This is a genomic window from Sulfitobacter sp. G5_S2_6_S6, assembly GCF_054968505.1.
On sequence record NZ_JBQKUI010000004.1, the window covers coordinates 37665 to 59067 of the forward strand.

Annotated in this window: 15 protein-coding genes; 8 read left to right on the plus strand and 7 right to left on the minus strand. The window is 56.0% G+C overall.

Features of this window, described 5'->3' with window-relative positions; all coding sequences use genetic code 11:
• The first annotated feature begins 587 nt into the window (after nt 1-587).
• The 3 genes from ACTRWK_RS08530 to ACTRWK_RS08540 all read left to right on the plus strand — a co-directional run bounded on the left by ACTRWK_RS08530 (nt 588) and on the right by ACTRWK_RS08540 (nt 2894).
• Complete coding sequence (locus ACTRWK_RS08530; RefSeq protein WP_462843881.1) at nt 588-1181, plus strand: hypothetical protein; 594 nt, start codon at nt 588-590, stop codon at nt 1179-1181.
• Nucleotides 1182-1299: 118 nt separating this feature from the next.
• Nucleotides 1300-1734, plus strand: coding sequence for an ImmA/IrrE family metallo-endopeptidase (locus ACTRWK_RS08535; protein WP_051843932.1), 435 nt, complete (start codon nt 1300-1302; stop codon nt 1732-1734).
• Entirely contained in the window at nt 1731-2894 is a 1164-nt protein-coding gene (locus ACTRWK_RS08540) for a beta family protein (protein ID WP_081858776.1), read from the plus strand. The genes ACTRWK_RS08535 and ACTRWK_RS08540 overlap by 4 nt, the downstream gene beginning before the upstream one ends.
• Nucleotides 2895-3117: 223 nt before the next feature.
• On the opposite strand, the gene ACTRWK_RS08545 is transcribed toward ACTRWK_RS08540, so the two are convergent.
• The 5 genes from ACTRWK_RS08545 to ACTRWK_RS08565 form a co-directional block, all read right to left on the minus strand.
• Nucleotides 3118-4587, minus strand: a complete 1470-nt coding sequence (locus ACTRWK_RS08545; protein WP_200875466.1) for a hypothetical protein — start codon at nt 4585-4587, stop codon at nt 3118-3120.
• Nucleotides 4584-6314, minus strand: a complete 1731-nt coding sequence (locus tag ACTRWK_RS08550) for a restriction endonuclease subunit S (protein ID WP_289082079.1) — start codon at nt 6312-6314, stop codon at nt 4584-4586. The genes ACTRWK_RS08545 and ACTRWK_RS08550 overlap by 4 nt, the downstream gene beginning before the upstream one ends.
• A complete protein-coding gene (locus ACTRWK_RS08555; protein ID WP_037943655.1) occupies nt 6311-7759 on the minus strand; it encodes a type I restriction-modification system subunit M in 1449 nt (482 codons plus the stop codon). The genes ACTRWK_RS08550 and ACTRWK_RS08555 overlap by 4 nt, the downstream gene beginning before the upstream one ends.
• Before the next feature lie 3 nt (nt 7760-7762).
• The gene (hsdR, locus tag ACTRWK_RS08560) at nt 7763-10225 is read right to left on the minus strand and encodes an EcoAI/FtnUII family type I restriction enzme subunit R (RefSeq protein WP_037943656.1); all 2463 of its coding nucleotides are present in this window, start codon (nt 10223-10225) and stop codon (nt 7763-7765) included.
• Between the two features lie 453 nt (nt 10226-10678).
• Nucleotides 10679-10885, minus strand: coding sequence for a ParD-like family protein (locus ACTRWK_RS08565; protein WP_037943657.1), 207 nt, complete (start codon nt 10883-10885; stop codon nt 10679-10681).
• 117 nt (nt 10886-11002) lie between these two features.
• Between ACTRWK_RS08565 and map the strand changes: the two genes are divergently transcribed.
• The 5 genes from map to ACTRWK_RS08590 all read left to right on the plus strand — a co-directional run bounded on the left by map (nt 11003) and on the right by ACTRWK_RS08590 (nt 18496).
• Entirely contained in the window at nt 11003-11845 is an 843-nt protein-coding gene (map, locus tag ACTRWK_RS08570; RefSeq protein WP_289082091.1) for a type I methionyl aminopeptidase, read from the plus strand.
• 966 nt (nt 11846-12811) lie between these two features.
• Entirely contained in the window at nt 12812-13486 is a 675-nt protein-coding gene (locus tag ACTRWK_RS08575) for a hypothetical protein (RefSeq protein WP_037943658.1), read from the plus strand.
• Nucleotides 13483-15702, plus strand: coding sequence for a transposase (locus ACTRWK_RS08580; protein WP_462843882.1), 2220 nt, complete (start codon nt 13483-13485; stop codon nt 15700-15702). The genes ACTRWK_RS08575 and ACTRWK_RS08580 overlap by 4 nt, the downstream gene beginning before the upstream one ends.
• Nucleotides 15699-16670: a TniB family NTP-binding protein gene (locus tag ACTRWK_RS08585; protein WP_081858777.1), complete on the plus strand. Its 972-nt coding sequence runs from the start codon at nt 15699-15701 to the stop codon at nt 16668-16670. Before ACTRWK_RS08580 ends, ACTRWK_RS08585 begins: the two co-directional genes overlap by 4 nt.
• A complete protein-coding gene (locus tag ACTRWK_RS08590; protein WP_107277678.1) occupies nt 16670-18496 on the plus strand; it encodes a TniQ family protein in 1827 nt (608 codons plus the stop codon). Before ACTRWK_RS08585 ends, ACTRWK_RS08590 begins: the two co-directional genes overlap by 1 nt.
• 780 nt (nt 18497-19276) lie before the next feature.
• On the opposite strand, the gene ACTRWK_RS08595 is transcribed toward ACTRWK_RS08590, so the two are convergent.
• The gene (locus ACTRWK_RS08595) at nt 19277-20056 is read right to left on the minus strand and encodes a beta-keto acid cleavage family enzyme (protein ID WP_289082075.1); all 780 of its coding nucleotides are present in this window, start codon (nt 20054-20056) and stop codon (nt 19277-19279) included.
• Nucleotides 20053-21381, minus strand: coding sequence for an aspartate aminotransferase family protein (locus ACTRWK_RS08600; RefSeq protein WP_260005037.1), 1329 nt, complete (start codon nt 21379-21381; stop codon nt 20053-20055). Before ACTRWK_RS08600 ends, ACTRWK_RS08595 begins: the two co-directional genes overlap by 4 nt.
• Between the last annotated feature and the right edge of the window lie 22 nt (nt 21382-21403).

Genomic DNA, 21403 nt, shown 5'->3' on the forward strand with positions numbered 1-21403 from the left:
CAGCGGACAAGCGATGGCATTGTAAGCACAAGCTTTGAGTTCTGGAAAAAAAGCCAGGCGGCCGGGGTGCCGATCCTGAAACTCTGGCGTGGGCACTGCCGGAATTGCAGATTGTTTAAGGGTTGCCGGCGACACCCGCATAATTTTGTATCAAGCAGCCAACAGGCATCTGCTGCTATTTACATGTTCGGGCGAAGTAATTCATTTCAATTTCGTTGGAATGAGGTGTTTCATCATTCTCTTAAGAAACGTGACGAACTCTTTCTCTGAAGAGGACTCCCCCCAAAAAAAACGGTACCTGTACGTTCGGAACCTGCCTACATTAGATCGAACGGTAGGTCGAAGCCCATGTCGATTGATCTCATCGCATCCGGCACGGCATCCAAGGGCTGGGCCATGAGTGCGAGCGAACGTGCGTCAAGTGAAGAGCACAGCGGCTATTCAGTCGCTGATGCTGATAGCCTTACCCGACGTAGCAGTGGTACCCTGAGGAACTGAATTATCCGATAAATCTCGCAACAGCTGAAAGTTGCAATTCATCACATCCTATGCAAGAAATCGACAGAGAATATTTGTAAAGAAATATAGTGAGCCAAGAACGTCCAAACGCCACGGCGGCACCCAGCAGGCTGACAATCGGGATCGTGATGGCGACAGCTGTCCTGACGTCGCTGTTAACACTTTCTATGGTGTACGGTTGGACCCGTTTTCGAGTTCTTTTCTCGACGTTCCCAGAAAGTGACTGTTGGACCTACGCAAACCAAAGTATTTGCTTCTTCGACAATACGATGACTTCAGACGGTATGATAGCCGCACTGTCGAGCTTCTACACGAACCTGATCGTCATCCTAACGCTTATTGGTATTATCGCCGCCTTGAGCCTTCGCTACTCGGCCAAACAGCATGTCGAAGCTGAGTTGCCGACGCTCACCGAAAACTTCTTCACTAAAAACTCTGGGAAAACTCTGCTCGTCCAACAAATTGCAGAGGAAAGTAAGGAAATGAAAGGCACGGTCGACAGGCTCGTAGAAAAGTCAGGAAATCACGGTGAGTTTATTGCTGGGTTTTCAGAGCGCATCGAGCGCCTCGAGTACCTTGTAGAAGAAATGGACACGGGTGAAACTGTGACCGAACCGGATGAAGACACCATTCTGCTTGGAGCTTACGAACATGGTGTCTAAATCGCCTCGCAGACCGCAACGCCCCGGAGCAGAATCCAGCCAGCGGGACCTGCCCCCGCCGGGGCTTCTCAACTCGCCCGAGCAGGTTGTGAAGTACTATCAGCAAATGGGGCTTCCGATGGACGCATCCATCCCTATCGAAGCAATTATTGAGTCCAACAATGAACTCGACCTAAGCTTCGAGGATCTTGGATTCAATGACGCCTACATAAAGCGAATAGCCGACGACAGGTTCGAAATTGCTGTGAACTCTAAGCATCATCCCAACCGACAGCGTTTCTCTATGGCACATGAATACGCTCATTACTTGCTACATCGTGGGAAGATCGACTCGATGGCCAACGGCGAGCGAATTCTGCACCGGAACGGCGATAGGAATTCGATCGAGTATCAAGCCAACATTTTTGCTGCCAAGCTGCTCATGCCAGAGGTTTTAGTGCGTCGAGCATTCCGTCTATCACAGGGTAATCTGACAAAGATGGCCTTGGAGTTAGGGGTTTCAAAAGAATCTCTGAGATATCGTCTCGGTGACTTGGGCTATAGCGTAGCATGACATATCATTTGCTTCTTAAAATGGGCGACGCTGAGATACGGGCCTGGAAGCACTTGAACCCGGCTCGGAAAGCTGAACTGTCGGTTCATTGCGAGATTACCAGAGGGCGGAAGCGTCCGAATAAAGACAAATTGGCGCCTATTGAGTACAACATAGCGAAGATTTACTCGACCATCGCCGAAGACTTCGACGACTGTCGGGTTTGCGTGGTGGACATCACACGAGAGCCGACGCTGCGGTCAAGCGAAACGCAGGCGCTGGGACGTAGCGCTGGCGGTTATGCACAGTGGGTCGCAAAAGTGAATGAGCTTCATGCGGAAAATACCAAGGTGCGACCGACCCTCATCGTAAATCCGGGTGAGGACGATGACTACGATCAGTATGTGTCCGATATCTTCACCCAGTTCGATGCATTCGCGCAGAGATATGATTTGATATCCTATCGAGCATCGGTGCTTCACGATGAAGGCTTTATCGATGATCTGTCTATGCTTGCTGATAGAGCGAATGCCTTTATTCAGGAGGATAGGCGGTTTGAAATCGTTCTCGATTTCGAATTTGTCCAAGCTTCTACGGCATCACTCCATGCCGCCTATGTGGCTCCACTAATTAGCCAAATTCGCACTATCATTCCCCACGCAAGCATAGTCAGTCTCGGAACATCCTTTCCAAAGAGCGTCACGGACGTCGGTGACGAAGAGCGCGATGAATTCCGTCTCGAGGAGCTCGCGCTTTATGAAGCGATTAACCGGGCTCAAAACCAGCCGATCGAGTACGGCGATTATGGCTCGATCAATCCGATACGGAACGACGCCTTTATCCCTGTCGGGTCATACCTGAGAGCAAGAATCGACTTTCCGACTGACAAAAATTCGATTTACTACCATCGAGTGGCGCCCAATGTAGATCCGAACACGAAGAAGCTACTTTCGCCCAGGAGCTCCATGTACAAGGCTGCAGCAAAACGCGTCATGGCTGATGCAAGCCATAGTCCTCTCCACGGCTCCTGGGGATATGAGAAGATTGTCGAAGCCGCGACGAAGGCACCGGAAGGTAGCTCTCCGAACTTCTGGATCTCTGTAAGGATGGAAATGCATATTTGCCGTCGCCTTGATGCAATCTCTCGCCAGAACGCCTCCACCGGTGTTAGAAGTAATTAGGCTTTGGACTGACGGTGATAAATCTTTGCGGCTTGGTGCTCTTGCGTGGCTCCGTTCGACACGCCGCTACCCGCGCAGTAGAGTCTTTAGTACGACCCGAAGTGAATGACGGCCCTCCGTATTGCAAATTGGAAATGCCGCTGCTTGAGGGGGCTGAGATTGTGCCTCTAAGGGTTACACTGTGTGCCTGATGACTAAGTTGTTATTCTCTTCTCAATGGGTATCAGGCCCTCCCCACCTCTCGGACCAATTCGACCAAACGCCGGAACTCGGTGTCGTCAGATGCCTGCTTCCAGAAGTTGATGAAGCGGCATACGATCTGCAGGTTATCCCGGGCGTAGTGGCCATTGCTGTCTATCCGGTCGAGGGAGGGCAACATGTTGTCGTCTGTTTGCGCGCCTCGAAATTGAAAGGGTAGCCCCGTGATGGCGCAGCGGTCTTCCTGGATCTTTAGAAGGTCTCGGATCAGTTTGTCCAACTCGGCGTCGGACATCTGCAGGTCCTTGTTCTTAACCGTCGTAGGAACCACCTGGCCGTTCGAATTGAAGACTGTTCGGCCGACCGAGTACTTGATGTCGGCGATGGATTTCTCGCGTGCGCCGAGGTGTCGTTCACTCGCCTTGGCACCTTTGGAAAGTTCGCCCTTTGCTTCCATGCGCAGCAACGTGGTAAACATCCAAAGTAGGGAATGGGCATCGATCAGGCGGACGTCGTCCAGACCAGCCAGCTTGGCAATCGGGGTGCGTAGATCATCTAAGATTGCATTGAACTGCGAATAGTTGTCCCAAGTGCAATGGCGCAGGGTACGGAACTCCAAACCGATTTCGCCGAATACCCTGTCAAATCCTGTTGGCTGGATCGGCATGAAGCGATCCATGTCTTTCAAAAAGAACAGGTAGGCCATTAGGGGGTATTTCGCGCCGACAGCCTCGCTGAGGTCTTCGAAGATGGCCCCTTCGTCGCGGTCCGTGCAGTAGAGTTGAAACAGCAGGCGTTCGAGGGTTTGCAGGCCGGTTCCGGTCGCAGCGGCTTCGATCAAGGCGCGGTGTTCTCGATTGGCGTGGCCGTAACGGTTCTGCCAGAACACCATGTTGTTCGTCACATCGCCGTGGGTGGCCTGAATTTCGATGGCGTCGATCACCTTGGCGACGATGCTACCGGACCCAATCTGATCTTCTGTCCAGCTGTCGGTGTCGAGGCGGGTCAGGGCTTCGGCACGGACGCGGGGCTTGTAGCTTTCCCAGGCAGCGATGAGGCCTTCGTCGAACCGGGTGAAGGGCTGGTCATAGCTTGTGATCAGGGATTGGAACCGGGCAAAGGCGCTGGCGAAGTCGATGCCTTCCAACAGCTCCGGTGAAGAGCCGTCGGAGGCACCGTCATACCAATCAAGGAACCGCTGCAGTGCGGCGAGGCTGTCGATTAAGACGCGCTGAGTATCCGAACGTTTTAGCGGAGAGAGCGGCCCATTTAGGTGATGATTGCCATTATTCGGGTCTGGCAAAGCTTCTATGCCTTCCATCGCGGGAGCCGCGGGCGGCTGGAACCATAGTCGCGTTTCTTTTGCCCTTGTGTCGATAGCGAATACCCGTCCGCCATTAGTCTTGAAACCTAAGACTTTGTCCGTGGCCGGTTTTGCGGGTTCATCATAGCGGGCAAGGAGGAGGCGTTCAGCTTCGACAGGGGCAAGTGTCATTCAGCGGCCTCCAAGGCGTTTGCCGCCGGCTCCAGCGACTCATGGAGGAGGGATTCGAGGAGGCGGGTGCGGGTGGTGTCGGTGGTGGTCAGGGCGGCCTCCAGTCGGTCGCAGAGTGCCATTAGGGTGTCGACCTTGGCCAAGATGCGGCTTTGTTCGGCGAGAGGAGGGAGCGGCACCGGGATGCGGTCCATGCGGTTCTTCGGCAATCCGCCGCGCCCTGCGCCGGTCTGCTCTCCATTCACGTATTCTTGGAAGAATGGCGATCTGATCAGAAGGTGCAAATAGTCTTCGATACCAGCTACGGCAGTGCGAATGATTGCAACGTGCTGGCTGACGTTTGCCCCCGGGAACTCATCGGGAACTCGAGTGCAGCGGCCTATAGAACCGCCAGTGATGTTTAGGAGCAGGTCTTTAGCTTTGACTTGCGTTCGCTTCATCTTCTTGTTGGTCTCGTCATTGATGAACACGACGTCATCAAGGCGGAGACCATCGTCGTATATGTTCTGAGACCTTAGAAACGGCGTTCCTTCACCGGCATATGCCGATTTTCCTCCGCGCGGGGTGCTACCAGAGCCAGTCTGGAGGGCAATTGTGCCGATGCGCGTCCAAAGCCATCCGAAAGGCACATGAAAGGGAACCTCACTTGGCTGAATAGGGTCAACTTTCACTTTGGCGCCTCTTTCTGCCTGTAGGCCCTGTGCGACCTTAATCAAAGTGGATGCCGGTTCATCCGCCGCATCCTGTTCGACCAGTTTGCCGCGGACGGCGAGGTTAAGGATGGTTTGGCGGAGGGGCTTGATCCGGTCGGGGCGCGTGGTGAGGGCGGGGAGCGCCTCGAGGGCGAAGGCGGCGTGGGTGGGGAAATCCTCCACCATGGTATCAGGGGCGGTCAGGCGGGCGAGGCTGGCGGCGGTGAGCTTGTCGCGCAGCTCCTCCCGCGTCTTGCGGGCCTCCTCCAACCGATCGCAAAGCGCCATGAGCTCATCGACCTTGGCGACGATCCGGTGCTGTTCGGCGAGGGGGGGAAGAGGTACGGTTAGCCTTCTAACTTTGTCTGCGTTCAAGTTCTGGACTACCGCCCCTGATGCAGCCTCAGCAAATGATTGCTTGGCATGCTCCGATAGGAACAGTGTATGAAGAAACAGTTTGCTCATAAGTTGGTCAGGAGTCCGAATGACCAACCATCCATCGTGAATGCAACCTTCGACGTTGGTAATGTAAGGGAAGCCAAAGCTCATCGAGTTGGAGAGTAGCAAATCTCCAGGAACTACAAGTCGAGACTTGGAAAGTCCTTTTGGCTTAATGCGTTCCGCAGTGCTGTCAATGTGAATGCTTCCACGGGTGGAATCCCCGATCTTGATCCACGGAATTCCGTTTTCCTCATCCGTCAAATAGGCTTTGATTGGCCGAGGTGAGCCGCCGCGTGCAATGGCCGCGACGTCATCCAAGTAGCACCAGTGCCAGCTTGCCGGAAGCGGAAAAGCGAAAGCCTCCTGATCGCGGGCGAATGATCCTTCAGTGTTCTTAAACTTCCCCTCGCGGACAATCCGGTCTTTTTCCGTTTTAATTCGTTCCAGTAGCTGCGATGCAGGCTCGTCCTCCGGCACCTGTTCCACCAGCTTTCCACGCACCGCCAAATCCAGCACAAACCGCCGCAGCCGTGCGATGGCGTCCGGCGCTTCGCTGATCTGTTCGTAAACCTGCAGCAACCGTTCCGCGTTCATCGGGCCAGCGCCTCGGTCAGGATGGCCTTCAGCTCGGCCCGCAGGCTGTCGACCGAGACCTCGGCCTTGGTCAGGTCATTCAGCAGGGTCTCTGGGTCGCCCCAGTCCTCTGCCTCCACATGTGGGTTCTTGATGTCGAGGTTGAAGCCGCGCTCGCGGATCTCGTCAATCGACACTTTCCACGCGCGCTCGCTTTCCTGCCGCCCTTCGCGGGCCTCACCGCCCCACCATGCGGCGCAATCGTCCAGATGCTCCAGCCGGACCGGCTTGGTCATGGAATAGGCCTTCTGCGTTTCCGGCACGCGGTGTTCCCAATACCAGATGTCCTGCGTGGGCCTGCCCTTTTCGAAGAACAGCAGGTTGGTGCCGATGGAGGCGTAGGGTTTGAAGACCGAGTTCGGCATCCGCACGATGGTGTGCAGGTTGCATTCCTCGAGGAGGTGTTCCTTGAGACGGGTCTTGATGCCCTCGCCAAAGAGCGAGCCATCGGGCAGGACCACGGCGGCGCGGCCCTTGTCCTTGAGCAGGCGGATGATCAGGGCGAGAAAGAGGTCGGCTGTTTCGCGGGTGCGGAAGGTGGGGAAGTTGTTCTCGATCCCGTCCTCTTCCTTGCCACCGAACGGTGGGTTGGACAGGACGATGTCGACCTTGTCCGCCTGCCCCCAGCTGACCAGTGGACGCGCCAGCGTGTTGTCGTGGCGCACCCATGAAGGCTCCTCCACCCCGTGCAGCAGCATGTTGGTGACGCAGAGCATGTGGGGCAATGGCTTTTTCTCGACCGCGCGCAGGGAGGCCTGCATCAGCGTCTCGTCCTCGGGGCGCTTGATGTGGTTGTCGCGCATATGGCGCATAGCGCAGGTCAGGAAGCCGCCGGTGCCGCAGGCGGGGTCAAAGAGCACCTCGCCCGGCGTTGGGTCGACCTGCTGGACCATGAAGGCGGTAACTGCGCGGGGCGTGTAATATTCGCCAGCGTTGCCTGCATTTTGAAGGTCGTTCAGCAGTTGTTCGTAGATGTCGCCGAAGTGCTGGCGCTCGGTGAGGTTGTTGAAATCGACCTCGTTGATCTTGTTGATCACCTGCCGCAGGAGCTGACCGGATTTCATGTAGTTGTAGGCGTCCTCAAAAACATCGCGCACGACTTTGGCACGCGGCCCCTTTTGTGGGGAGAGTTGTTTGAGCCTGGGGAACAGCTCGTCATTCAGAAAGGCAAGCAGCGTGTCGCCGGTGATGCCCTCGGGATCCGCCGCCCAGGTCCGCCACTGCAGGTCCTCGGGGATGGGCGATGTGTAGTCGTCTTGGGTGATTTCCAGCGCTTCGTCCTGATCGTCCATGATCTTGAGGAAGAACATCCAGACCAGCTGGGACATACGCTGCGCATCACCGTCGACGCCGGTGTCCTTGCGCATGATGTCTTGGATGGATTTGACGAGATTACGGACGGACATGGGTTAAGCACTTTCTTCGTAAAGCGCCGTTTGCATCTCATGCACGGCGCGAATGTAGTCGTTCTTCTTGCCGAAGGCGCGGATCAGTTCAACCTCGGTGCCCATGCCAGCGAATGGATTGATTTTCAGGATCTTCGGATCGTCGATGCTGATCACGCCGTCGTCGGAGTATTTCTCAAGCAAAGCTTCAAGAACAGCGCGAGCCTGCGGGCCGTATTTGGTAAACACATCTCGCTTGAGCACATTGTCTGCACGCTCTTTTCGGGTCAGCGGCTTGGCGTCAAATGCGATATGGCAGATCAGGTCAAACGGGTCGAGGTCAAACCCCAGTTCGTCGGCGATCACGTCGAGGGGCAAACCCTCTTCGGCCAGCTCTTCGACAAGCGCATGTTTCCGCTCCGTCTGTTTCCAACGCCGCAGGAAGTCATCGAGGCTGGTGAAGCGCTGGCGCATGGCCTTGCGCGTGTAGTCGCGGAGGGATTCGGTCACGAGCTTGCCGTTCTCATCAAGGTATTCGACGCGCTCAGCAACGATGTCAGCGCCCACGCCATCGATATAGACCTTGGGGCGCGGTCCGGTCATGGTATCGCTGGTGAGGTTCTGGTTGTTCGGATCGATCAGGACGGTCTCATTCTCCGCAGGGCTCTCATTGCCCGATACGACATCGCCATCCGGCGTCTCGGCTGGCGTTTCGTCCGGTGGGGTAACAGGGTCATCCGGACCGGGCTGATAAATTTGGACGGGTTCACCATCGAAGTCCGGATCAGCAAAATGGCTTGAGGCACCGCGGAAATCCATCAGTGTGAAGAACAGCTTGCGCGTATCTTCATGCACCCGTGTGCCGCGCCCAACGATCTGCTTGAATTCCGTCATAGACCCGACTTCGCGGTCGAGCACGATCAGGCGGCAGGTCTGGGCGTCTACACCGGTAGAGAGGAGTTTGGATGTTGTAACGATCACGGGATATGTAGCTTCTGGATCGATAAAGTTCCCGAGTTGATCAATCCCGTCTTTGTCATTCCCGGTGATCCGCATCACGTATCGCGCATTCTTTGCGACCAGGTCAGCGTTTTTGTTGACCAGCGCTTGCCGCATTCGCGCTGCATGCTCTTGATCCACACAGAACACGATGGTCTTGGCCATCGGGTCGCCGCTTTCGCGGAGGAACTCGGTTATCTTTCGCGCGACGAGCTTGGTGCGGTCGTCCAAAACCAGTGTGCGGTCGAAATCCTTCGCATTGTAAATGCGGTCCTCGACCTCTTCGCCATCCCGATCCAGCTGGCCTTTTTCCGGGCGATATCCCTGAACGTCACGGTCGACGTGAACTTTGATGACTTTGTAGGGCGCAAGGAAACCGTCGCGGATGCCTTGCTTTAGGGTGTAGCTGAAGACCGGAGGCCCGAAGTAGTCGATGTTCGACGCGTATTCCGTTTCCTTGGGCGTCGCCGTTAGGCCGATCTGCACGGCCGAAGAGAAATGATCGAGGATCTCTCGCCATGCTGAGTCCGCCGATGCGCTACCCCGGTGACATTCGTCGATGATGATCAGATCGAAGAAGTCCTTGGAGAACTCGCGGAAGATCTTCTGACTTTCGTTCGGCCCGGTGATGGCTTGGTAAAGCCCAAGGTAAATTTCATAGGAAGAGTCGATGCGACGCTTCTTATCCATCGCAAGCGTGACGCTCTCCTTGGTTCCGTCTGGCCGCTCGATGGTCTTTGACTGGGTGGACAGTTTCGCCATCTTGCCACTGAACGGACGGAAATCGTTGACCATGGTTTGGTCGATAAGAACATTTCGATCTGCCAAGAACAGAACGCGTTTTCCAGGAAACGCCTGCCGAAAGCGCCAGATAATCTGAAAAGCCGTATAAGTTTTGCCGGTGCCAGTCGCCATTACCAAGAGGACGCGATCCTGCCCCTTGGCTATCGCTTCCATGGTTTTGTTAATGGCATTCACCTGATAGTAGCGCGGTTCCTTGCCCGACCCGTCATCGTGGTAGTCCTCAAGAGCGATCTTTTCCTCAGCATCGGACAGCCCTTTCCATGTTTTGTAGCGTTGCCAAAGATCTTGGGGGCTGGGAAATTTATCTAAGCTCAACGACTGTTCGACATTAGATGATGATCCAGTCCGATCGTGAAAGACGAAGCCATCGCCGTTCGATGAAAAAACGAACGGGACATCCAGCGTTTCCGCATAGCCGAGTGCCTGCTGCATGCCCCCGCCGACGGGCTGCTTGTTGTCTTTTGCTTCGATAATGGCGATGGGGATGTTGGGCTTTGCTGACAGGATGTAATCAGCACGCTTGCCTTCGCCGCGGCTGACCATCTTCCCGCGGACGATGATCCGTCCTTTGGTAAAACTCACCTCTTCGCGGATTTGGCTATTTACATCCCAGCCTGCTTTAACAAGGGATGGTGTAATGAACTTAGTGCAAATATCGCGCTCGCTTAGGCCCCGCTTGTTCATATTATCCTGCCAAAATCAAAAACGAAAAAACTATCTGCTGACGCTACTTCGGAAAACGCGAACATGACAAGCGTGCGCTATCGCAAAGAATGAAACGCACTCCTGCGCTTCTAACCTGACACGCCAAGCCACGCCGATTAACTTCGCCATATGGCACCAGCAGATTGGTCAGATAATGAGAACGATACTGTTGTTGCGGGGTATTTTTCGATGCTCAGCGACGAGCTATCGGGCCGTCGATACAACAAGGTCGCCCAGAACCCAGCCCTTTGCAGTAAATGGAGCAAATCGCGTGGTGCGGTCATGTTGCAATGGTCACAGACAACGTGAAGCTCCCAAAGAAATTTTCGTGAGCTTGTCTATATCCGCAGTGCGGACAATGCTGCCGTTGGATTCCGCCTGGCAGACGACCGCTTCGCCCAACTCGCAACATAACAGCGGGAGCATCAAGTTTCAGGCTGCTTCGATCTCCGGCACCTTTACATCGGCGTTCTTGAGTTGCTGAGCCATAATCTCCGTAAAGGGCAAGGTCGGGTTTGCTTCGGCAAGCATACCGACCTTCATCCAGAATTCGGCCTGCGCATTGATCGAACGGCACATGACCGAACTGGACTTGCGCAGTTCCTCGTGCAGACCGTCCCCGATTTTCACGATCCCCATCGACACACCTCCTGCTTACTTATATACGAAACACATATGTTTCATATATAACAGTAGCTGGCTGCCGGTCAATCTGACTTCTGTTGCTACACTATGGAATACGCAGGGAAGCTCATGATGGACAGCTATATCAACGTGCCGGTCGCATCAAAGGCGCAGGACGCTCGCAGAACCGAAGCCATCAAGCTCTATGGGCTGGACGCCTTTGAGGGGATGCGCCGAGCAGGCGATTTGACGGCCAGATGCCTCGACGGCGTGTCCGATCTTGTCCGGGCTGGCACTGCGTTGGCACAGATCAACGCCTTCGTTCTCGAGTTTGCGGCCGCCAATGACGCAACACCTGCAACCTTGGGCTACGAGGGGTATCAATACGCCTGCTGCACATCGGTCTGCCACGGATTTCCGAACGAGAAGAAGTTGCGCGACGGCGATATCGTGAACGTCGATGTCACACTGATCCATGACGGGTGGTATGGCGATTCAAGTCGGATGTATGTGGTGGGAAAGCCGAAGCGCGCGGCTGAACGCCTCATCCAGATCGCGCATGAGGCGATGATGCAGGGGATCAGGGCGGTGCGGCCGGGTGCGCGACTGGGTGATATCGGTCACGCAATCCAGACCTACGCACATTCCGAACGCTGCTCGGTGGTCCGCGACTTTTGCGGCCACGGCATCGGTCAGGTCTTTCATGACTCCCCCAACATCCTGAACTTCGGCAGAGCTGGAACCGGCCCGGAACTGAGGCAGGGCATGATCTTTACAATTGAACCGATGATCAACCTTGGGCGCGCGGAGGTAAAAATGCTTGCAGACGACTGGACCGCCGTGACGCGGGACAAATCCCTGTCGGCACAATTCGAGCATTCGATTGGTGTAACATCGGATGGTTTCGAGATTTTCACACTCTCGCGCGCGGGCCTTCACACGCCAGGGATCGAGCTTCGAACCAATCCTGCATAGCGGACCTTCGCCGCTAATGCGGCATCGGTGAAATTGGGCTCGAACCGGACCTTCGCAGCGCTTGTACCATTTAATGTGAAGGGCTGGGCTCAGAACCGCTCTTTGCAAAATAAGATCGGTCGCGCCGCGTTGCGTCGCCTTGGACCACCAACAATCAAATTGTCTCTGTCATTTGATCTCGAGAGACCGGAATGCCGTGGTTGGACCGAGAGTTGGTGATGGCTTTCAAGGGCTCGCTGGCCTTGCGCATCGACGAAGAGTTTCCGGCGCGAGAGCGTCATTCGGTATCTAAATGTTAGTGTTTGCCGCGGGCTGGCTTGCCTCCGGACGAATCGCTTTGCAGCCGTATCTGTCCCTTAGTCTTCTCACCGCGTCCAACATTTAGGATGAGGTGTTGCAGATTTATCTCGCGGATGACGATTGATTGACGCCATTTCAATCGGTTTGATTGGCGATCAACTTTTTTCGTGTGGTCTCCTCTCTAACGATACTCGTGATACCTTTATAATTGTTGATTTAATTCAGTGACTTGCGTTGGATTGCAGAGCCCCTTGGGATCATTTTATTTTGGACGGAAATGATTTCGGCAAATTTATTTTGAGCAAAATCAGCTGTTGCTGGGGGGGCGCAATGGGTAGTTTCTCGTCCTCAAGCGAAGGCTGAACGGCAGATCATACCGACCGGGATGCAAATTTTTCTTCGTGAAACAGGCGGTCAGCCAACCTTTCAGTCAACAGAGCCGGAGCTCGGCGACGATTGAGAGGTCACCACCAAGAGATGAGGAACGACAATGGTCAAGGGAACAGAATAGGCCACAAAATATCGCAAGCCCAAAGCTGAGGCCTGCACCCAGTGCCACCTGAAATCAGGTGAGCAAGAAACAAAATCAGAAATCTGTATCGCGGCCTTCGGGCAGCGTCGGAGCGTATTCCGGCGAGCGATACCCTCATGCCAAAAGGAAAAAGCATGAATTATTTGTTAGATGGCGGACTCGTGATGCCGGAGCGAATTCAAACAACCCGGAAGATAGCCAAAGGTCGCCGAAAGCATTTCACCGGTCAGTTCACCTTTGGACCGGACGAGGATCGGACAATGGATATTGAGAGCCATACCGAACTGTGCACCGCTCTCGTTACCATCGCGCGACCTGATGTCGTGGGCCTCGAAAACCAAGTGCCGTTCAAGTGGGTGAAGCCGAATGGCGAAACCGCGACGCACTATTTCGATTTCCGCGTCCTGATGGCCGACGGCTCCCGTCGGGCCATCATGGTGAAGTCCGAGTACCGGCGGCGCCAGCCCAAGGTTCAACAGGAGTTGGCACAGATCGCAGCACAAGTGACGCCGGATTTTGCAAATGAAGTGATCATTATGACCGAGCGGGATCTCGATCCGGTCGAGCTCTTCAACGCCGAGATGTTGCACGAAATGCGCCGTCCTGACCCTGAGGCTGATGCGGCTGCACGCAGGATCGTGAACGAAATGGTCGCCTCGGTTCAAATTCAGGATTTGGTCGATGCCATCAATCTTGGTGCGCGTGGCTTCCGGGCCATTGTTCGTCTGATCCGCTCCCACGAACTCAAACTCGTCATCAAGGTCCGTATCGCCCATGAGGCGTACGTCTGCCGGAGGATTTTCAAATGATCGCCACCAAACCCAGCCCCGTACAGCCCAAATTTTCTTTTTCCGAATACGACGGCATCGTCATCGGGGGGCAGCCTCACCGATACTTTCAGACCCGAGAGGAGCGGCACATTTTCGTTGCAGCTAAAGGGGCAGGCGTGCCTCAGGTTATGACCAACGCCGAAATCAGTCGCTATCTTTCAGTCGGCAATTTCGCGTGCACTCCGAACGAGCATCAGCCTGAGCATCTGCGGCAGCGTACTTTGCCAAACGGCGAGCTCCTTTCGCTGCGCGGCGCCAACGCGCAGAGAAAGGCAAGTATGCGTTTGGCGGTGGTGCAAGCTTTCAGAGAACTCCTCGACGACGAGAACAACAACGTCACTCGGGTAGCGACGACTGTCAAACCTGTGCTTGGAACTATTAAAGTGCGTGCGGGTGAACTCATGGAGAAAGATCAGCCCGAGGAGGACCGCGAATTTCTCGTTGTGCCTAAAAAGCTGGGCGCAAAAACCGTGCTTGAATGGGAGAGGAAAGAACGGCGTTTCGGTCTTGCAGGTCTTTACGACAAGACCGAAGAACGCGGAAACCGCGACCGTCGGATGACCGCGGACGAGTTGATGCTTATGGGTAAGGTTGTCAGTAAATACCTCGACGACCAGCGGCCTTCCCAGAACATTATCTTCGGTGAAGTCAAAACCGCCTTTATCGAAGAAAACGAGCGACGTCGGGCTGAGGGCAAGCCCGAAATTGTCTGTCCATCGCGCGAGACTGTGCGCCAAGCGATACGCAAGCTCAACCCCTTCGACATGACACTGACACGGCACGGCCGCCAAGCTGCGAACCGGCAGTTCGCGCCTGTAGGCAAGGGGCTCCAAGTTGAGCGGCCAATGCAAAGGGTCGAGTTCGATGAATGGGAGGCCGAAGCCATAACCCTCACGGCGGAAAGCGGGTTGTTTCACTATCTGACCGAAGAGGAAAAGAAGAAACTCGGTCTCGACAAAAAGAAGGCACGCTGGTGGATCACCGTCGCTATCTGTTGCGCAACCCGCTGCATTGTCGGGATGGTCATATCGCGTACGCCGAACTCGCAAAGTGCGTTGCGCGTAATTGAGATGATGATGCGGGACAAGGGTGTTTGGGAAGATGCCTGCGGTAGCCTAACTCCCTGGAACCAATTCGGCTGGCCCTCAGTCATCGTTACGGATTGCGCGGCTTACAACACCTCGGCTCTGATCCAAGCCCGTACCTCGGATCTTGGGATCACGTTAGAGTACTGCCCGGCCGGCGACCCGCATCTGAAGGGGCGCATCGAGCGGGTATTCGGTACATTCGCAACGCAGCTTATGCCAAGATTGAGCGGGCGCACCTTTAGTAACAGCGTCGAGCGGGGAGACTATGGCTCCTCAAAACGCGCCGCCCTCAACCCGGAAGAGTTTTGCACGGTCTTGGTTCGTTACGTCGTCGATGTGTATCACCGCACGCCGCATAGCGGACTGAACGGTGAGACGCCGCTCGCTTGCTGGAATCGGCTGGTAGAGAAATTCGGGGTTCAAACTCCGCCCGACCTTAGGCGTCGACGTTTGATTTTTGGCCACGAGCGGGAGCGCACCGTGACCAATAAGGGCATCACCATCTTGGGGGTTCGCTATCATTCGAAAATTCTGGGTCGTTTCATGAACAAGTCGGCAGGTCGTAAGGTCGCCATCCGTTGGTATCCAGAGGATATCGGCGCCATCTGGGTCGAGCTAAATGGACGGTGGTGTGAGGTCCCTGCAGTCTTTGATCGGTATCAGGGGGTCTCTGCAGAGGAATGGATCAACGCCGCTGCGGAAATCCGAGCGCAGAACGCTCAGGGTGCCGAGGTTAACTTCGCGGTCGTCCGCCAGGCGATCGAATACATCAAGGAAACCAACAGCGCCGCCATGACCCGTGTCGGACTCATCATGGAGGACTGGACCGAAAAGCGGATGGACTACGAAGAAGACCGCCTGTTCATCGGTTTCAAGACCTCTGAGATGGAGCCAATGAGCCCCTATGATGAGGACCGAGATAGCTGGGGAACAAGCCTTCCAACGGCCGCATCAGCGACTTCGGAGGCCCCAGACAACAATAATCAGCATGACGTAGGGGAAACTTCTTCCGGCGATCTCCAAGCGTTCCAATTTTCCGATCATCAGCCTGGCGATGCCGATCATGGGGCTGACGATGGCGACGATTGGATCCTGGAGGACGAATGACCATGAATGCACCAAACATCAACATTAACCAAAAACTCGCAGTCGTGGATCGGCTGCGAGATAGGTATCTCTCGACGCCGCGGGACGCACAGTTCAGGAGCTATCTGGACCGGCTGCTGCAACGAGATGAACAGGGAGAACCAATCCCAAAGCCCCGCCTTTATAACAAGGCCGGCGATGCGCGCGGTATCGCCGTGGTCGAGCCCGCCGGTGGCGGGAAAACTTCGATGGTCCTTCATGGGCTCAAGACCCATCCCGCGTTGCAGCCACGCGATCCTTCCCATCAACCGTGGGTCGGAGTTCGGGTGCCAAGCCCGGCGACTGCGAAGAGCCTCGGGATCGAAATTCTTAAGGCCAGTGGGTATCCCTCGGTCCCGCGCCGGTCTGAGACCGAATACGACATTATGCGGAAAGTTCGGCACCATTTTCAACTACGCGGTACCGCTGTCTTATGGATCGACGAGGCGCATGATCTGTTCGGTGCCGGGAGCAAGTACAAGGTCGACGTATCCCTAAAGATCCTTCGCAACCTGATGCAGGGCAAGGGGGCGGTCAGTGTAGTGCTGAGCGGCATCGAAAGCCTGTGGCAGATTGCATCCTGCGATGCGCAAGTCACGCGTCGCTATTGGCGGTTGCCGCTTGCTGATGTCTCACCGACTTCCGATCGGAAAGCGCTCACGAAGGTCATCGCCAATTTCTGCAATGCAGCCGGCATGCAGCCACCCTCTGAAGAAGATCTCGTGGATCGGCTGGTCCACGCCAGCCGCAACCGTTTTGGTCGTTGCATAGAGAACATTCTTGCGGCGCTCGAAGCGGCAGCTCTGGACGATGCGAATGAATTGGCGATCAGGCATTTCGCCGAGAGCTGGGGGATGCAGGAAGGCTGTGGCATGGGGCAGAACGTTTTCCTTGCTCGCCATTGGGCCAAAATCAATTTGGTTGAGGCGCAGCATTGGGGAGGGGCGTGATGATGCTCGCGCCCCACGTCCCATTCGACCCGGAGGAAAGCCCGCTGTCTTATGCGGCACGTCTGGCTGGGATACACACTGGTGGCCGACTAATTCCGTTTCTCCGCGATCTCGAATTTGAGCCTGAGGATATGGTTTCTAATAAGGAAGAGGCACTTAGCCGTTTGGCTGAGCTCTCCGGTGTTCCCATTGGCGATTTGCACGCCAACGCTCCGGTGCCGCTCGGGGGGCGGACCTATGTTCTCCGTGGTGAGCTGGTCACCGCGGAGTTCTTAGCGAACCCTCACACTATGTTTTGCCCAGCCTGTCTTGCAGAGGATGACCGTGGGGCCGGGCGTCGCGGTCGCTGGCAATGGACATTGTCAGTTGTAAGAACGTGCCCCCGCCACAAAATCGCCCTGGTGCGTCGGACCAAAAAAAGATGGGACGATCCGTTTCACGAACTTGACTGCCGTGTACCCGAGCGGGGTGAGCAACTTGAGGCGCTGATTGCTCAAAGCCCAAAACGCTCGATATCCCCTCTTCAGAAATACGTCATCAACCGCCTTAACGGGAAAGCTGGTCCCGATTGGTTGGATGCGCAGTCACTGGAGCAGTCGGTCCGAGCGTCCGAGCTTCTGGGGGCACTAATCGCGTACGGACCAGGGCAAAGGTTGCCGGAGCTGACCTTTAATGACTGGGATCACGCTGGTCGCCTCGGCTTCGAATTCACTTCCGGTGGAGAAGTTCGGATCCGGGAGGCGCTGGACGTGCAGCTCAGACAATTCGACAATGCCAACGGTACCCCTGGCGCTCAAAGGATCTTCGGATGCCTTTACAAGGCTCTCGCATATCCAAATTCAAATAAAGAGCCGGGCGACATTGCGCGCATCTTACGCGCTTTTATCATCGAAAATATCGCGCTGTCAGCTGGAACCAACGTGCTCGGGGAGAAACTCTGCGAGCGTCAGCTTCATACGGTCGCTTCATTGGCCCACGAGCAAGATCTGGATTCTCGGACCCTAAATGACGTGTTGGTTGCTGCAGGGATGATACCTGAGGACGCGCCTTCCCACTATACGATCCCAGCACAAGAAGGGCGTAACGTCGCTGGTCGCGTGAAGCGGATGGTGCATGTAATTTCACTGCCTCATGCGCTGGGCTGTGCTCGCCCCCTGGTCGATCAGCTCTTTTCCGACCGACTGCTCACTCCCATCTACTACGGGAGGCCAGGAACAAGGGGGCGGACCCAGAAAGCCGTAGATAGCGAAGAGATCACCAAGCTGGTTGGCGAGCTCCATGCGAAAGCGGTTGAAATGGATGTTGAGGCCGACGGGTTCGCGCCGATCTCGAAGGTCGCAGAGAAAGCCAAGGTGCCGGCCGTTACCGTGGTGCACATGATACTCGGCGGTTTTCTCGAACGTGTTTTCCGCCGGACTGGTCAGAACGGGGTGGCCGCACTTCGCGTAGATCCGGTTGAGGTCAACCGACAAGTAGCAGTCTGTACGGAAGGCTTTTCGCCAATGGCTGCCTTCGGGGCACTTAAGATTCCAAGGGACGTCGGGTGGCTCTTGACGGACCGCTGTGGGGAGGAGGTAAGCTTGCCCGTTCACTGGATAGCCGGACCCAGCGGTGACCGGAAAATTCCAAGGTTCGACCCTGTGATCCTCGCTGACTTCAAGGGCCGGTACATTCATCCGGCGCAGATCGCAGAGCGCTATGGCCTTCGGGTAGGGGAGGTTGTTGGGCGACTGAAGCGGCGAGGAATTCGTCCCGTATTATCCAGGGCCGAGATTGGTGTGGACTTCTACCGGGGCAGCATTCTCGAACTGGATCTCTTCACTTAACATAAGGGGCCTTACACGTCGCTTGCGGTGTCACTCTGAAGTCCCAAAAGTAGAAAACCGCGTCCGAAGACGCGGCTTTCTCTATAGCTGTAACCCGGCAACCCCTGCCGTCGAACTAATGCCCCAAGCCGCTGTCATGATCAGGGCGTTGCCTGCAAGTTTGCGTAGAGACGTATAGAACTTAGTTGTGATCGTCGATTTTGTATTCATATTTTCACCTTTGAACCTTTCTCCCACCATATTGATGAGTGCCGTAGTAAGAATGGCGAAGGGCAAAAGCGCGACGACTGGAGTCGAACCCACAACAGCTCCGAAGAAGTTACCTAATATTAGCATTTTTAGTTAGCTTTGTCAAGTGGTTATTGCTGACTTGATGGGTGGCGAGACTTTAATTTCACCAGCTTAAAATGTATGGGGCCGCCTGTAAGGGCGGCTTTTTTTGTTTGCAACAATCCTCGAGGATTTGGCGAGTCTCAATCAGCTGTACCGTGCCGCATCCGAGTGGACCTATATTGCTTGTGAAATGGCCAGCCTACCGGCCGGGTCATTCTTCACCCTAAACGATAACAATGACTTAGGTCTTCATCGTGGCCAATAATTGGTTGCCGGAACAGTTTCAAAACCTCACCCGTATTCCTCAAACCATTGCGTCCAATTTTCGGATCCCCAAGATCTGCAGATGAATGCACAATCAAGGCCGCGCGCCTGTGTGTGGTGTTGCTTCGAGTCAGCGTTCAAGACCCTCACCGAACCCGCTTCACTTGCGTCTCGCGATAACGGTTACGCAAATCCAGCGCGCTTGGCCTTTGTTACCAGTTCCGTGACCCTCTCGGCATTGTTTGCCGCGACTTGTCCGTCTGTGTTCAAGCGGTTGTTCTCGAACCCTATCCGGGTCTTGCCGCCGTGGCGCATGGCCTCGATCAGGCAGGCGGTTTCTTGAGGTCCGAAGGCGCAGGCGGCCCAGTCTGCGTCCGGCAAGGCCGATTTTAGCCTTTGTGCCAGTGCTGCGACTTCCGTGGGTGTGCTGGTCTGGCCGTTGGTATAACGCCCCAGAACGATCAGGGTCTTCAGCCCGTCGCAGGAGACATCGCCTTGCGCGACAAGCCGGGCAAGATGGGCAATATCCGCGGTGTCATAGAGAATGTGTTGAACGTCGATCTTCGCTTCGGCGCACATGGCAAAGAACCGACGGGTGACGGCATTCTCTTGATCGGCCGTGATCTCGCGCAGCGCGACCGACACGGCGCGCGGTTTCAGGGTTTCGACCAGATGGCGTTGTTCTGCGGGGGTAAAGCGGCCCGCGGCCTCGCTGGTGATCTGAACATAGAGGTCAGGGGCGCGCTGGCCGAGCTCGCTCAGAAGCTCGGCATAAAGCCCGAGGTCCAGAACATGCCGTTGCTCTGTGTCGCGCACGTGGGCATGCAGGCCATCGGCACCCGCAGCATGGCAGGCCAGGGCGCAGGCGACCATCTCTTCTATGGTGACGGGGAGGGCAGGGTGGTCCGCCTTGGTCAGCCTCGCCCCATTCGGCGCGACCATAAATCTGGGCAGTGCGGTCATGCGGCAAGCGCCTTGTCGATGGCCGTTGATAGCTTGCCCACCAGCTCATCGATCTGCGCGTCCTCGATGATAAACGGCGGCGCGAGCAGCACGTGGTCGCCATGTTGACCATCGATTGTGCCAGACATCGGATAGCAGATCAGACCGGCGGCAAAGGCCTCCTTCTTGATCCGCGCGGCAAGGCCACGGGACGGATCGAATGGTGCTTTGGTGCTGCGGTCGGCAACCAGTTCGATCCCGCGGAACAACCCGCGCCCGCGAATATCGCCAATGTTGTCATGATCGCCGAACTGCGCCTTTAGTGCTGCGTCAAGCTTGTCGCCCTGGCTGGTAACATGGGCCAGCAGATCGCGGTCAAGGATTTCGCTGAGCACGGCATTGGCCGCCGTGGCCGCCAAGGCGTGCCCCATATAGGTGTGGCCGTGCTGGAAGAAACCGGTGCCCGCCGCAATCGCATCATAGATGGCGGCCGAGGTCAGCAGCGCGCCGATCGGTTGATAGCCCGCCCCAAGTCCTTTGGCGATGGTGATCATGTCCGGGGCGACGCCGTCCTCGGTGCAGGCGAACAGTTTGCCGGTACGGCCCATGCCACACATCACCTCGTCCAGGATCAGCAGCACGCCATATTGGTCGCAAATCTCGCGGATGCGCTTGAGATACCCCGGCGCGGCAGGTACCGCGCCCGAGGTCGCACCCACGACAGGCTCCGCGAGGAAGGCCATCACCGTATCAGGGCCAAGCCGCAGGATTTCGGTTTCCAGCTCGTTCGCCACGCGCAGGCCGTAGGCCTCTTGAGTTTCGCCGTCCTGCCGGTCGCGGTACTCATAGCAGGGGCTGATATGGGTGGTGTCGGCAAGCAGGGGCGCGAACTGGGTACGACGCCACGCATTCCCCCCTGCTGCCAAAGCGCCCAATGTATTCCCGTGATAGCTTTGGCGGCGGGCAATGACGCGGTGGCGCTTGGGCTGCCCGATTTCCAGAAAATACTGCCGCGCGAGCTTGATCGATGCCTCGACCGCTTCGGAGCCGCCAGAGACGAGATATACCCGATCAATGCCCGCCGGCGCGTTCTCGACCAGGCGATCGGCCAAACGCTCTGCCGGATCAGAGGTGAAAAAGCCGGTGTGCGCGAAGGCAAGCTGGTCAATCTGGGCGTGCAGGGCGGCGCGGACTGCCTGATTTGAATGGCCCAGACAGGAAACAGCAGCGCCGCCCGAGCCATCAAGATATCTGCGTCCGTCCGCATCGATCAGATAGCAGCCGTCCCCCTTGGTGGCGACCGGCAGCGCGCCTTTGGTGGATCTGCCGAAGATATGACTTTTCATGACTGTAGTCCTTGCTTGAAGA